This window comes from Arthrobacter sp. KUASC02 (assembly GCF_059739395.1).
Window position 1 is genome coordinate 2,845,131 of record NZ_AP046053.1, and the last position, 12,644, is coordinate 2,857,774.

Sequence of the window (12,644 nt, forward strand, 5' to 3'; positions counted from 1 at the left end):
CGGCCAGTATTTGAAAACCGCGATATAGATGAGGGACGGGGCTAGTAATACGTATAACTGCCACGCCCGAAAAATCCTCTTCAGACGAAGCGAAACAGAAATTTTTCGTTGCGGCGACAATGCCGCGGACGGACGCCCGCGTCGGGCCGGGATGGTGCGGCTCATGGCATCTCCTTAGGATGGGTCACTGAGTTACGTTCAATCAGAGGGCAGTCCATTAGCTCGACCCGGCCATCGGGTTCCGCGTCCTGGAGAATAAGTTCCACCGCGCGCCGGCCCATGGCGACGAATGGCAGCTCAAACGTGGTCAGGCCCGGCCTCAGGAATGGTGCCAGCGTTGCCTGATTATCGAAACCCACAATAGAGACGTCCCGAGGGATGGACAGACCTAAATCCGAAACCGCTTGATAGGCGCCCCAGGCGCCACGGTCGTTGGCGCAGAAAATTGCGGTTGGCTGCTTGGTACCGGTCAGCAGCTCCATCGCGTACCGGTACCCGTCTTCCTCGCCGCCCCCACCGAAGCGCACCAGATCCGGGTCCACGTCCAGGCCCGACTCCCGAAGGGCCTTGGCGTAGCCCTCATAACGGCCGACAGCAGCAGGCAGCCCGCTTTCCAAGGTCTCGATGTTGATCAGCCCGATTTTGGAATGCCCGGCCGCCAGCAGCCGGCGAGTTGCTGCGTAACCGCCCTTTACTTCGTCGGGGGCGACGCTCGGGAATCGCCCCGCCCGGTCCTGGGAGTTCAGCACCACCGACTTCACACCCGCCAGAGCCTCCGGGACATCCAGCACCCGGTGATACATGGCGGCGTAAACCACCCCGGCTACCTTGTAGGAAAGCATGGCATCCAGGGATGCGGCCTCGAGCTCCTTGTCGCCGCCAGTGTTCACTGCCAGCAGGAGGAGCCCGTCTTCCCAGGCCCGCTGCTGCGCCCCTTCGATAATGGCCCCAGCGAAGGGAGTGGTGGCTACGGTGTCGCCAATGAAGCCGATCATGCCGGCCACCCCGTCGCGGAGAACCTTGGCGTGTGCGTTGGTGCGGTACCCCAGCCGATCCACAGCCTCGCGAACCCGCCGGCGGGTGTCCTCGGAGAAGCGCGACCCGGAAGCCGAATTCAACACCAACGACACTGTCGCCTGCGAAACCCCGGCAGCAGCCGCGACATCATGCATCGTCGGTCCAGACTTCGGCCGCGATCCAGCCATGGGTACCTCCCTGGGCCTTAGATAATTTGTGAGTTATTCGTATAACTCCCGATGAACTGTATCGCCCATCACATCAGCCGTCAACACCTGCAGCGACAGCGGGCAGGGGGCCGGCAGACAGTCAGGCTTATTCCGCTGCTCTGCACAGGCCGGAGACCCCGGCTTTAGACACGCACGGGCGCTGCATCAGGTGGTCCAAAGATCAGCCCTGCGTGCCCGCCCACGGCCCGCGGGGACAAAGGCGGGCCGCGGGCGGGGCCCGGGCCGCGCAGCACGCGACGCGGATTAGCCCGGCGGCCCTGTGCCGCACTCCCCTAAGCTTCCGGAACAGGTTCGATGAATCGACGAAGCCACCGCGGCTGCAGCAGTCTTCGCGGACGAAACCTGCAAAGCGGAACAAGGGCAACTCCTTCCGCCACTCATCCACGACCTCGCGAGCCGGGAGCAGGCATCACCCAATTCTCGCGGCTGACTGGAATCTGGCTCATTTGCCCACCGGGCGGGGGCAAAAGGTCCACCCGCAGGACGCCGGGCAGAACACCTAGGAATCCGCCGGGGCCAATGCCCCCAAAGGAAACATGCCGGGAAGTAGATCCGACCCGCCCCCGGCCCATCCGGTCCTCATCTGTTTCACCAGGCCCAATCCTTGCAAATCTTCAGGAGGGGTATTGCATTTACTAGACGACCGGTCTATTCTCGAGTAATCACCCCGAGCAAAGGACAAGAGATGAGCACGGACACCAAGGAACGAATTGCCAGCACCGCACTGGATCTCTTCCACGCAAACGGCTATTCGGCAACCGGCGTCCTGGACATCACCAGAGCGGCCGGAGTTCCCAAGGGCTCCTTCTATCACTTTTTCGAAAGCAAAGAAGCCCTCGCTGTTGAAACTGTGCGGCTCTACGAGGCAACCATCAAGTATGAGCTGCTCGAGACGGCGCAGGCATCTCCCCTGGGAAGGATCCGGGCACATCTGTCCTACATCACCAAAATGGCGGAAGCCGAGAACTTCCAGCGAGGCTGCCTATTGGGCAACTTCTCCAACGAAATGCCATCCCAGAGCGCGGCCGTCACAGCGGTAGTCGAACAGTCCCTGGAACTCTGGACAGACAAGCTTGCGGCGGCCATCGCTGCAGCACAAACTGAAGGGGAGATCGCCAATCGCAGCGATCCGCAGCGGCTCGCCGGCTTCATCATCGCCAGCTTCGAAGGCGCCGTCGCACGCTCCAAACTGACCCGTTCACGGACGCCGCTCGACGGGTTCCTGGAAACCGTCTATTCCGACATCCTGGCCTAGGCGCAGGCCCCACCCTGACGCCAAGCTCTTTTCCTCCCCTTTCACCACACTTTCTGCTCCATCACTAGACGACCGGTCTACTGCAAATTCGAAAGGCTCTTCCATGTCCCAGTACACAACCCCCAACCTCGCCATCAGGGGAAGCAACGCTACAACGTACGCTTACCGCCGCTTCGGCAAAACCGGAACCACACCCATCGTGTTTTTCCAGCATTTCCGCGGCAATCTCGACAGCTGGGATCCTGCTCTTGTTGACAGCATCGCCGCCGAGCGGGAAGTCATCCTGTTCGATGCCAGCGGAGTGGCACTCTCCAATGGCGCGACACCTGCCACGTTCAAGGAGTTCGGCCGCGATGCGCTGAGCTTCATCGACGCCCTCGGCCTGGACGAGGTCGACCTGTTTGGCTTCTCCATCGGCGGCTTCGTGGCCCAGGAGGTCGCCCTGCAGCGCCCACACCTGGTCCGCCGCATCATCCTCGCCGGCACCGGCCCCGAAGGCGGACGCGACATGCACGGCTGGACAGATGAACCAAGGGCACACGCCCTGAAGGATGTGCAGGACGCCGGCGACATCCACTTCCTCTTCTTCAACTCATCGACCGAAAGCAGAGTCAGGGGCGAAGAATTCATCAGCCGCATCTTTACCCGTACCGAGGGCCGGGACGCCGACGTTTCCCTGGCAGCCCGGGACGCACAAGCCGCCGCGATCATCGAATGGGGCATCCAGGATCCAGCCAAACTGACCCGTCTGGCCTCCATCAAAGCCCCCACCCTTGTGGCAAACGGCGACAACGACCTCATGGTGCCCACCCCCAACTCCTATCTTCTGGCCGGCCACATCCCCCACGCCGAACTCAGCATCTACCCGAACGCCAACCACGGATTCCTCTTCCAGTACCCGCACGAATTCGCCGCTGAAGTCCTGGCATTCCTCGCAAAGAACTAACCCCTCCTTTTTCCAACCCACTCCCAACCACCAGGACAAAAGAATGCAGACAAAAATCACCCTCATCATCAACAACCCCAAGACGCCGGAAAGCTTCGAGCACCACGTCCCCGCACTCCTGACCCTGGCCAAGGACCTGCCGGAACTAATCCGGGTCGAGTCGGCCAAAGTCTGGCCCAAGGAGGATTGCACACCAACACCGGCGCACCGGACTTTGGACCTCTACTTCCCCAACTACGAATCAGCCTCCCGGGCCGTCGCCACACCTCAAGCCGGCGCATTCTTCGAAAAACTCTCGGCCGCCGGCGGAACCTTCACCGGCCTGTTCTCCAAACTCGACGCCCACTAACACCGCCCTTTCCCCGGATCCCACTCTGATACCGGTGTCCGGGCGGCTGGCAGCACACGTCGACCTCGACTTGATCCCAGCTGCCCATCCCCCTCCAGCACTACGTCACGCAGAAAAACCACGAAAGAGAAGACCATGAACGACCTCCTTGAATTTGTCTTGGCCAAGCACGGCAGCGCACAGCCCTGGGAAGGAGCCCCAAGTGTCTCGGCGAAGGTCCGCGTCCACGGCGTCTTCTGGCCCTTCAAAGGCCAGCCGGACCTGCTCGGTGATGTAACCGTGACAGCGGACCTCGCCCGGCAGCGGATCAGCATCACGCCCTTCGGGCCAGGACGGACCCTGCACTTTGACGCCGTCCGGGACCTGGTCACCATCACCGATGGTGCGGGCACAGTTGTGGACAGCCTTTCGGAGCCCCGCCGCAGCATGGCCGACTACCAGGGCGACACCCAGTGGTCACCGACCCAGATGGGCTACTTCATTTCCTACGCCACCTGGACCTATCTCGCAGAACCGTTGCTCTTCACGCTCCCCGGAGTCCAGACCCGTGAAATCGATCCCTGGGACGAAGACGGCGAGACGTGGCGGCGGCTCGAGGTGACCTTCCCGGACTCCATCCACAGCCACAGCACAGTCCAGACCTACTACTTCGACTCCGAAACCGGACTGCAGCGGCGGATGGACTACGACGTCGAAGTCAATGGCTGGGCGGAAGTCGCCCATTACACCTCCGAGCACAAAGACTTCCAGGGGCTGACAGCTCCCACCCGCCGCCGGGTCCTGCTCCGCGACAAGGACAACAACGCCATCCACAGCTTCGCCGCCATCCTCCTGGACCTCCACGACCTCCGACCCGCCAACTGACACCCACCCACCCGCAAGACAACAACCCACCAAGGAGCACCAAATGTCCATCCCCGCCACGGAAATCCTGAAGAACGCCCTCGACCACGCCGCCACCGACCACGGCGTCTACGAAGCCGACATCCTCGGCGGCGTCCACGACGCCGAATGGCCCAGCTGGTACGCGGACCACATGACCCGGACACTGGCCGACGCCGGCTACAGCCTCAACGGGCCCGGCGGAAACGGCAGCACGCAAGCCACAACAGCCCAAGCGCAGGCCGCAGGAACCACCGCCCTGGAGCTCAAGCTCGAAGTCCTCGTCCTCCCCGTCACAGACGTCGACCGGGCCAAAGACTTCTACGAGAAGGCCGGTTTCCGCCTCGACGCCGACTTCAACATCAGCGACGAACTGCGAATCATCCAACTCACCCCTCCGGGCTCGGAGATGTCGATCATCTTCGGCACAGGCGTCACCGACTCAACACCAGGCTCGGTCCAGAACCTTCACCTGATCGTGAAAGACATCATCGCCGCGCAGGCAGACCTGCACACCCGCGGGATCGACATCAGCGAAGTCTGGCACGACGCCGACGGGCTCTTCCACAGGCCCGGCGGACGAAACCGCGTCAGCGGCCCCTCCCCCGACCGGGCCGACTACGGCTCCTTCGCCTCCTTCAGCGACCCGGACGGCAACGGCTGGTTCCTTCAGGAAGTCCTCACCCGGGCGCCCGGACGATGAGCGCGGCCAGTACCGCAGAGTACGACCTGATCATCCTCGGCGGAGGTGCAGTCGGTGAAAACATCGCCGACCGCGCCGTCCAGGGCGGCCTCACCGCCCTCATCGTAGAGAACGAACTCGTCGGCGGAGAGTGCTCCTACTGGGCCTGCATGCCCTCAAAGGCACTGCTGCGTTCCGCTCAGGCACTGCGCGCAGCCCGGCAGCTTCCCGGCGCGGCCGAAGCCATTACCGGACAGCTGAACGTCGAAGCTGTGCTGGCACGGCGGGACTACTACACCAGCAACTGGTCCGACGCCGGACAGGTCCAATGGCTCAACAGCGCCGGGATTGGGCTGATCCGCGGGCATGGCCGGATCACCGGCACCAAAAAGGTCACCGTCACCGCCGCGGACGGCTCGACGACGGAACTCACCGCCCGGCACGCCGTCGCCGTGGCCACGGGTTCAGCCGCATTCCTACCGGACATCGAGGGACTGGACGCCGCCCGGCCCTGGACCAGCAGGGAAGCCACCAGCATCAAAACGGTCCCGGCAAGCCTCGCCATCATCGGCGGCGGCGTAGTCGCGACGGAAATCGCGACAGCTTTCGCGGGGTTCGGGACCACAGTGACCCTGATTGCCCGCAGCGGTCTCCTTTCCGGCATGGAACCGTTCGCTGGAGAACTGGTTGCCGCGGCCCTCCGTGAGCAGGGAGTGACTCTGCTCCTCGATACCAAAACCAGCAGCGTCCACCGCGGCAGCACCGGCGTCACCATCGAAACCAGTGACGGCCAGACCATCACAGCCCAGGAAGTGCTCATCGCAACCGGACGCACACCAAACACCCGGGATATCGGCCTCGACACCGTTGGTCTCAAACCAGGCGACTGGATAGAAACCGATGACACCCTGCAGGTTCCCGGCCTTGACTGGCTGTACGCCGCCGGCGATGTGACAAACCGCGCGCTGCTCACCCACCAAGGAAAATACCAGGCACGCGCGGCCGGGGACGTCACCGCCGCGAGGGCAACCGGGGCGGACGTGATGGACGCCCCCTGGGGACGCCACGTGGCAACAGCTGACCATGCCGCGGTACCACAGGTCACATTCACAGACCCCGAGATCGCCTCCGTAGGTCTTACTGCCCAGGCGGCGGCTAGAGCCGGTTACGACATACGGGTTGTCGACTACGAAATCGGCCACGTCGCCGGTGCCGGGTTACACGCCGAGGGCTACAAGGGCACCGCCCGAATGGTCGTCGATGAAGCACGAAAGGTCATCCTCGGCATGACCTTCGTAGGCCCCGATGTCAGCGAACTGCTGCACGCAGCAACCATCGCCATCGTTTCCGAGGTCCCTCTGAACCGGCTCTGGCACGCTGTCCCCGCCTACCCAACAGTGAGCGAGATATGGCTCCGCCTCCTGGAGACCTACGGCCGACCAGCCCAACAGCCATCAGCGTAAACCCCTCCAACCCCCGCTCCCGGTACCGGGAAAATCCCCCGCTACATCAGCTATCCCGACCTGGCCGCACAGAACACGAAGAACGCGAGAGAGAAGACCCCCATGACTAACCGCCAATCAAACAGAACCCGTAGTCGCCGGCTCGCCGCCCCACGGTCCCACGCCCTTGGAAAGTCATCCACAGCCCCGACACGCGCCCAGGGCAGGACCGCCTGATGGCACTCACTGAACGAGAACAACAAATGCTGGAGCAACTGGAGAAACAATTCAAGGAAGACGACCCCCAATTTGCCCACACAATAGAAACCGCCCCGGGCCCCACCTCTTCCATCCGCCTCATCGTCGGCGGAGTACTCACGACGGTTGCCGGCATCACCCTTCTACTCTTCGGACTCGCACTCCCGAACCCCGTGGCCAACCTCACCATCGGCCTGACCGGCTTTGCAGTCATGGTCACCGGACTCTACCTGGCGACCAGGAAGCTGTTCCCAAAACAAGCGCCGGCCTCGAAGAAGACGGAGACAACACGAGACAGCACGGCAACAACACCGAAGGAAGAACCGAAGGACGCCACTAACAACGCCGCGTGGTGGGCCCTGATGTTCTGGTGGGTCTAGCTGGCTAGGACTGCCTGAATAGCGGTGGATCCAAGGTGGCCTGACACGCCGGGCGTTGCTTGGAGGGGAGAACTGATCATGGGCGACACCTTGGATCCCATGGCGACTGACGTGTATCAGCAAGAGCTAGCGCAAGGTCCTGGCCCAGGGAGCAGAGCACCGACTTCGCCGGCACTGACGGGCTGTTGAACCGGCTCACGAAGAACGTTCCGGAGACCGCACTGAAAGCGGAAATGAACGATCACCTCGGATACGAAAGGCACGATGTGTCTGCGGACCACCGGAAAAGCACTATCTCCTTCCAGAGTGAAACAACCAAAGAAGTGTCTTCCAGCCGGTCCCTGATCCGGGCAGAGTGCCGGGGCACTTCATGGCCGGATTTAGGCTCGTTTGCGCGACCGTCGAACTCCCATAGAACCTGTCCGGTTAACCGCACGGTGACGGGGCCTTCTCCGGCACTGTAATCCGGCAGCCGTCGTGGGTGCGGCCAAGCCGGCAACGGGCAACCGAGCGATATGGTTGCCTTCAACATGTGGGCCCCGGAACTGGGGCAGCGCAGATTGCAGTGCTCGATGATGTCCTGCAGCAGGATGCAGGCTGTTTGGTGGGCGCCTGCCATTGCTCCAGGTAGCGCAGGATTTCCGGCGATTCGTCGTAGAGGGTGCGCACCAGGCCGTGGTCGGGGCAGCCGCGTTCGAGCCACACGCGATCATCCCGGATGAGCAGTACCCCGGACAGGCGCCGCGCCTGGGCGAGCGGCGGGTTGGTCTCGTGGCAGCGGGGGCAAAACGCAGTGACAGACCTGTGGATGCGGTCACCGCGCAGCGGCTGGCCGGTGCCGGGCAGCGCCTACCGGGAAAAGTACGGTGACGGATTCATATCCTCCTACTCATCTGCGAGAGGGCCATGACACAGATGCCGCCGCCGAGCAGAATGAAGACTCCCAGACCAATCAACAGCCCCGCACCCCATCGGGAGGTGCGTGGCCGGATTGCCAGGGCACCGGCTATCGCCAGATAGGCGCCGATTGGTATTAACGCTGCAGGCCCGGCGAGGAAGGTCTTATAGCCCTCATCCGGAGCGATGCCCCTGGTTGTCCCGAAATATAGGGCATAAAGGGCAGTAGTCCCCAACAAGATTCCGAGCAGTATGGAGCCACGTCTCGGTTCCGGGGGCGGTTCCTCTTCTCGGGGCGGTGGCAGTGGGCTCCAAGCCTCTTCGGGGTTGTCATCGCTCATGCCACTCTTCCTTCCAACTTGGGGCGGAGTGATTTCCCGAAGACCCGCGGCATCCGCCAGAACAGCACGAGGAAAATCCCCAGAAGGAACCACTGCGGACGGCTCATCCCCAGCCAGAGCACCTCGTTGCCGCAGACGAATTCGACACCGAACCGGAAGAAGGCGTAGGAAGTCACGTAGCAGATGAAGAGGTCGCCAGGACGGGGCAGGCGGTCACGAAATCGCCACATCAGCTCGAACGCGGCCATGTGGAACACAATTTCATAGGCAATGGACGGCTGGAATCCTACCCCGGGCGGTCCGCCCACCGTCGCAGCCTGCCCGGGAGTGCGCGCTATCCCCCATGCTCCCCCGGTCGGAGTGCCAGGCAGTTCCGTGAGGAGACAGCCGACCCGTCCGAGGACCATCGCCAAGGCGACCGCCGGAGGAAGCAAATCCCCTATGGATTCACGGTAGCCTGTCAGCCGTTTACCCAAATGGACACCGCACGCACCCACCAGGCCCGTGAGGATGCTGCGGTCGCCGTTGCCCCACCAGTCCGCCGAGGAGACCTGCCGGGAAACATCCCACTTGAGGACCCTGGAGCGGATGGCCCCAAAGGCGACAGCGAAACCGGCAATGGGCCACAGCCGCGGGTCGGACAAGCCGCGCCGGAGCTTCTCATATGCATGGAACAGCAGGGCTGCACGGATTCCCAGCCCTAACACGGCGGCGTGCACCACCCCGTCTCCCGCGAAGGGAAGCCCGATCATGAGCAGAGTGTAGCAGTGCCCATTGCTGGCCTCCGGTACACGGTGAACGCTGGCCCACCAGCTGGTGCCAGTGGGCGACCCCCGTCCCGACGTGATCACTTGATTACGAGTCGCCCGATTTTGATGGGCGGGAAGTGGGCCGCCGTATCAGGAATCCAGCGCTGCCCTCTCGTCATGCTCACAGCCCGGCCTGACCAAGCTGCAGGTCAATACCGCGCCGCCGGCATAGACGATCTGTTCGGCATGCCCTTAGTGTCCGGAAGCTGCCGTATTCGTTGCCTGCTAACCGTTCCCCCAGCTGCTGAGCGCCGGCCCGGGTCCCGCACAAAGCGAGAGTGCGCTCTGATAAGGGGTGAACCGTCCCGCCAAACCCGGCCGCCCCCAAGGCCGGGCTGGGGGGACATCTTCTTAAGCCATCTGGCGATGGCCCATCGGTCCGGCTCTGCCACGTCTAGGCCTTCGTCGACGAGGGCGGTCTCGGAGTCTTCGGGGTGCCCCGAAAGGCCAATGACCCTGCGGCTAATCGCGGCATGCCGGGGAGTACGGCCGAGCTCCTAACAGATCCACCCGTTCCTGCTCCGTCAGCACTTGTCCTGCGATCCGGCGCGCACCGTCCTTTCACGCCGCCGGTTCGGCGACGACCACCTGCGTGTTCCCGCCAGACAGTTCGAGCACGAGGGTGCGCTCATCGTTCCCCTCTACGCACTGCACCTCCGAGGTCACGCCACTGCCCTGCCTAATGCGCGGCCCCTGGCCACTTGAGTGGAGGGCGGAGTTGGCAGTGGGTTAGGTGATCTCCGTGCATGCTGGTGTCGGCTGAGCGGTTACTACTTGGGTTTTCGGATCGTGCTGCAGGGTCGGCCTTCCGGCCACGATCACTGTAGCGCGCTCCCAGGGCCGGTCTTCGAGAAGGAAGGGAATTTCCTGTTCTTCCCACTCCCTGTGCAGGTCTCCTTCTTCCTGGCCATCACGTGCCAGGAGGCGACGCCGGGCTTCAAGGTTGTCGCACTGCACCCAGATGGAACGGTCAATGAGGTCGGAGAGCGCTTGGCGTGATGACCCGCTCCCTTCAACCCACACCACGGGACGCCCGGCGGGTAGAGCTATGGCACCTGGACGTTCCCGGGCCACCCAGCCCGGCGGACGGTAATAAATTGCCTCGCCTTTGAGAAGGGGTTCGAGGACACCGGCACGGAGTTCATCGGCCCAGTCAAAAAAGGAGAGATGCCACGCTACCTCGTCCGTGTGCACAGCAGCTGAGTCGGGCACTTGAGCCAGTAGACGATCGACCAGGGTCGTCTTGCCTGACCCGCTCCTTCCATCTACCGCTACAATCCAGGGGCGGTCCGGACGTTGTCCTGCTGCCGGCAGTAACCGCCGCACCAAGCCTTTCAATGACTGGGCTTGCCAGGGTCCCGCATCGGGTTGGCCGACTTCCGGTTTCATATCCATGGTTACCTCGACTTCGATTCTCGGTCCCGGTAAGTCCCCGTCCCAAAAGGCCTCCCCTGCGTGGAAGTTAGATGCCCTGATAGTCGCCGGAACCTTGCTCGGGGACTACCCATTTGCCTTCCTCGGACCGTTTCCCGCGCATCATGCCGAACATCATGTCGCTCATATCGGTCGGGTCGCCGCCTGACCGGACAAAGTCTTCGCGCCGGCGCCTCCCGTCGCGCAGGTTCGTCCGTACATAAATAACGCTGCCCACGGCAGCGCCGATGATGGCAGCAATCAGGTAGAGGCTCTGCACCTCCGGGTTGAACGGGAGCACGGCACAGGATGCAATGGTGGCTCCCGCTCCTATCGAGAGGAGCCATCCCACGATTACCGCTCGCCGGAGCGATGAGTTACTTGGCCGGTCGATGAGGACGAATCTGCTCGGGTCAACCGGCATAGATCCCGCCCTGGCCCGACGCCCCTTTGCTTGAGTCATCATGCTTCCTTACAGTCCTGCGACTTGCCTGCCAGCCAGGCGTCACGGTGGATATTTTCGCACGGCCAAGGACAGCCTAAAGCGGAGTTCCGTGTTTCTTGAGCAGGACCCGTTGGGCAGGGGCTGACTGCCTGCGTTACACAGATGGCGTTTGCAGGGCGACGCCGGCTTTGTCAAGGTCAGGGCCTCCATCCCGGCCGAAGTCGAGGGCGACAAGGCCCGCGCTTTTCGGCGCGCAACCATGGCTGGGTTCTTTAGCGCAATAGCCCGTCTGGGGGCCGAAAATGGAGCTGCTCCTGGCATCAGGACCGTGCTCGACAAATTCTTCTAGCCGAAGTGCAACGCTTGAGGAACAGAGACATTTGCCGGTCGCCACCCAGGTCAGGACTTATGTCCCTTCAGGCGTCCAGCGGCCCTCGCTACGCTGAAAGATGGGCCAGTAAATTTCGCGCCGACGGGAAGACTCTCTGAGAGGCAGGGAACATTGGGCCGCGTTCAGTGTGCACCGGAGCATGACACCCGCCTGCAGCCTGACCGCGCGGCGTCCGCGTCATGGATACCCGATAGTCAGGTTTAGCATGCATGACAAACGGGCCCTGACAGACCACCGGTTCGGCGGCTTCTCCCTCTTGCTCGCCGGAGCAATGTTCCTAGCCAAGTCAGTCCTTGAATCGATCGCCGGCGACCCTCCCTCCACAGGCCAGGAAATTCAAGTCTGGCGCTCCTCGCACGAGTTGACGCTGGTCTGGGTCGATGAGACGTTTTTCGCGGCCACTGTCCTGCTGGTCCCGGCTGTGATTGCGTTGTATCGCGGCCTCAGAGGACCCGACAGGCCGTGGGTGGACTTCGGCTGCGGCGTATTCGCGGCTGTCATTCCGGTCAACTTCGTCCTGCTTATAGTGCACGGGAGATTGGTCTTTCCCGTCTTCGGCATCGCTTTGGAGGATCCGGCTCTCGCCGCTCTAGTGGTCTCCCTCTATGCAGGTGGCACGCACGCTGTCAGCCTCCTGCTCGCTGGGGCTGCCGTTATGCTGGGTCTCGCCATGAGGCGGACCGTGTTCGGGCCCGGCGCCGGAGTCGTCGGATTCATCGCGGGCGCGGCGAACGCGGACTCTGATGCCTCTGGTTGTTGGCTGCTCAACCGGACGACTCCCCCCCTACCCCCGCGAGAGGCGGATTCAAGGAATCGAAACAACACTTCGACGAACAAGTCAGCTGCCCAGATAAAAGTCGTTCAGTCCATGGAGTCACGGCATCATGCGCCGATGGCTTGACCTCCA

The 12,644-nt window shown here is 62.8% G+C and carries 13 protein-coding genes; 8 read left to right on the forward strand and 5 right to left on the reverse strand.

Annotation, left to right across the window (positions count from 1 at the left end; genetic code table 11):
* Window positions 1-161: 161 nt before the first annotated feature.
* A complete protein-coding gene (locus tag AC6JAC_RS13200; protein ID WP_028270741.1) occupies window positions 162-1,205 on the reverse strand; it encodes a LacI family DNA-binding transcriptional regulator in 1,044 nt (347 codons plus the stop codon).
* A 727-nt stretch (window positions 1,206-1,932) separates the two neighbouring features.
* On the opposite strand from AC6JAC_RS13200, the gene AC6JAC_RS13205 reads away from it, so the two are divergent.
* The 7 genes from AC6JAC_RS13205 to AC6JAC_RS13235 all read left to right on the forward strand — a co-directional run bounded on the left by AC6JAC_RS13205 (window position 1,933) and on the right by AC6JAC_RS13235 (window position 7,441).
* Window positions 1,933-2,502, forward strand: coding sequence for a TetR/AcrR family transcriptional regulator (locus tag AC6JAC_RS13205; protein ID WP_028270742.1), 570 nt, complete (start codon window positions 1,933-1,935; stop codon window positions 2,500-2,502).
* Window positions 2,503-2,605: 103 nt separating this feature from the next.
* On the forward strand, window positions 2,606-3,448 hold the full coding sequence (locus tag AC6JAC_RS13210) for an alpha/beta fold hydrolase (RefSeq protein ID WP_028270743.1): 843 nt from the start codon (window positions 2,606-2,608) through the stop codon (window positions 3,446-3,448).
* Window positions 3,449-3,491: 43 nt separating this feature from the next.
* Window positions 3,492-3,797 (forward strand): hypothetical protein, encoded by a 306-nt coding sequence (locus AC6JAC_RS13215; protein WP_028270744.1) that lies wholly within the window; start codon window positions 3,492-3,494, stop codon window positions 3,795-3,797.
* 135 nt (window positions 3,798-3,932) lie between these two features.
* Window positions 3,933-4,661: a hypothetical protein gene (locus tag AC6JAC_RS13220; protein WP_028270745.1), complete on the forward strand. Its 729-nt coding sequence runs from the start codon at window positions 3,933-3,935 to the stop codon at window positions 4,659-4,661.
* A 43-nt stretch (window positions 4,662-4,704) separates the two neighbouring features.
* Window positions 4,705-5,382 carry a VOC family protein gene (locus AC6JAC_RS13225; RefSeq protein ID WP_331280049.1) on the forward strand — a complete coding sequence of 226 codons (678 nt, stop codon included), beginning with the start codon at window positions 4,705-4,707 and terminating at the stop codon, window positions 5,380-5,382.
* Window positions 5,379-6,824 (forward strand): dihydrolipoyl dehydrogenase family protein, encoded by a 1,446-nt coding sequence (locus AC6JAC_RS13230; protein WP_028270747.1) that lies wholly within the window; start codon window positions 5,379-5,381, stop codon window positions 6,822-6,824. The genes AC6JAC_RS13225 and AC6JAC_RS13230 overlap by 4 nt, the downstream gene beginning before the upstream one ends.
* A gap of 215 nt (window positions 6,825-7,039) precedes the next feature.
* On the forward strand, window positions 7,040-7,441 hold the full coding sequence (locus AC6JAC_RS13235; protein ID WP_081818872.1) for a DUF3040 domain-containing protein: 402 nt from the start codon (window positions 7,040-7,042) through the stop codon (window positions 7,439-7,441).
* 525 nt (window positions 7,442-7,966) lie between these two features.
* On the opposite strand, the gene AC6JAC_RS13240 is transcribed toward AC6JAC_RS13235, so the two are convergent.
* From AC6JAC_RS13240 to AC6JAC_RS13255, 4 genes are all read right to left on the reverse strand, one after another.
* Complete coding sequence (locus AC6JAC_RS13240; protein WP_442853344.1) at window positions 7,967-8,287, reverse strand: hypothetical protein; 321 nt, start codon at window positions 8,285-8,287, stop codon at window positions 7,967-7,969.
* Between the two features lie 29 nt (window positions 8,288-8,316).
* Window positions 8,317-8,679 (reverse strand): hypothetical protein, encoded by a 363-nt coding sequence (locus tag AC6JAC_RS13245; protein WP_028270749.1) that lies wholly within the window; start codon window positions 8,677-8,679, stop codon window positions 8,317-8,319.
* Window positions 8,676-9,431 (reverse strand): prolipoprotein diacylglyceryl transferase family protein, encoded by a 756-nt coding sequence (locus AC6JAC_RS13250; protein WP_028270750.1) that lies wholly within the window; start codon window positions 9,429-9,431, stop codon window positions 8,676-8,678. The genes AC6JAC_RS13245 and AC6JAC_RS13250 overlap by 4 nt, the downstream gene beginning before the upstream one ends.
* Window positions 9,432-10,950: 1,519 nt before the next feature.
* Complete coding sequence (locus AC6JAC_RS13255) at window positions 10,951-11,253, reverse strand: hypothetical protein (RefSeq protein WP_497965012.1); 303 nt, start codon at window positions 11,251-11,253, stop codon at window positions 10,951-10,953.
* A gap of 689 nt (window positions 11,254-11,942) precedes the next feature.
* On the opposite strand from AC6JAC_RS13255, the gene AC6JAC_RS13260 reads away from it, so the two are divergent.
* Window positions 11,943-12,638 (forward strand): hypothetical protein, encoded by a 696-nt coding sequence (locus tag AC6JAC_RS13260; protein ID WP_028270753.1) that lies wholly within the window; start codon window positions 11,943-11,945, stop codon window positions 12,636-12,638.
* Window positions 12,639-12,644 lie beyond the last annotated feature (6 nt).

What these genes read in the sequence shown, in the direction of transcription:
- AC6JAC_RS13200 (WP_028270741.1), bottom strand. Translation starts at nt 1,205, where the DNA reads ATGGCTGGATCGCGGCCGAAGTCTGGACCGACGATGCATGATGTCGCG.
- AC6JAC_RS13205 (WP_028270742.1), top strand. Translation starts at nt 1,933, where the DNA reads ATGAGCACGGACACCAAGGAACGAATTGCCAGCACCGCACTGGATCTC.
- AC6JAC_RS13210 (WP_028270743.1), top strand. Translation starts at nt 2,606, where the DNA reads ATGTCCCAGTACACAACCCCCAACCTCGCCATCAGGGGAAGCAACGCT.
- AC6JAC_RS13215 (WP_028270744.1), top strand. Translation starts at nt 3,492, where the DNA reads ATGCAGACAAAAATCACCCTCATCATCAACAACCCCAAGACGCCGGAA.
- AC6JAC_RS13220 (WP_028270745.1), top strand. Translation starts at nt 3,933, where the DNA reads ATGAACGACCTCCTTGAATTTGTCTTGGCCAAGCACGGCAGCGCACAG.
- AC6JAC_RS13225 (WP_331280049.1), top strand. Translation starts at nt 4,705, where the DNA reads ATGTCCATCCCCGCCACGGAAATCCTGAAGAACGCCCTCGACCACGCC.
- AC6JAC_RS13230 (WP_028270747.1), top strand. Translation starts at nt 5,379, where the DNA reads ATGAGCGCGGCCAGTACCGCAGAGTACGACCTGATCATCCTCGGCGGA.
- AC6JAC_RS13235 (WP_081818872.1), top strand. Translation starts at nt 7,040, where the DNA reads ATGGCACTCACTGAACGAGAACAACAAATGCTGGAGCAACTGGAGAAA.
- AC6JAC_RS13245 (WP_028270749.1), bottom strand. Translation starts at nt 8,679, where the DNA reads ATGAGCGATGACAACCCCGAAGAGGCTTGGAGCCCACTGCCACCGCCC.
- AC6JAC_RS13250 (WP_028270750.1), bottom strand. Translation starts at nt 9,431, where the DNA reads ATGATCGGGCTTCCCTTCGCGGGAGACGGGGTGGTGCACGCCGCCGTG.
- AC6JAC_RS13260 (WP_028270753.1), top strand. Translation starts at nt 11,943, where the DNA reads ATGCATGACAAACGGGCCCTGACAGACCACCGGTTCGGCGGCTTCTCC.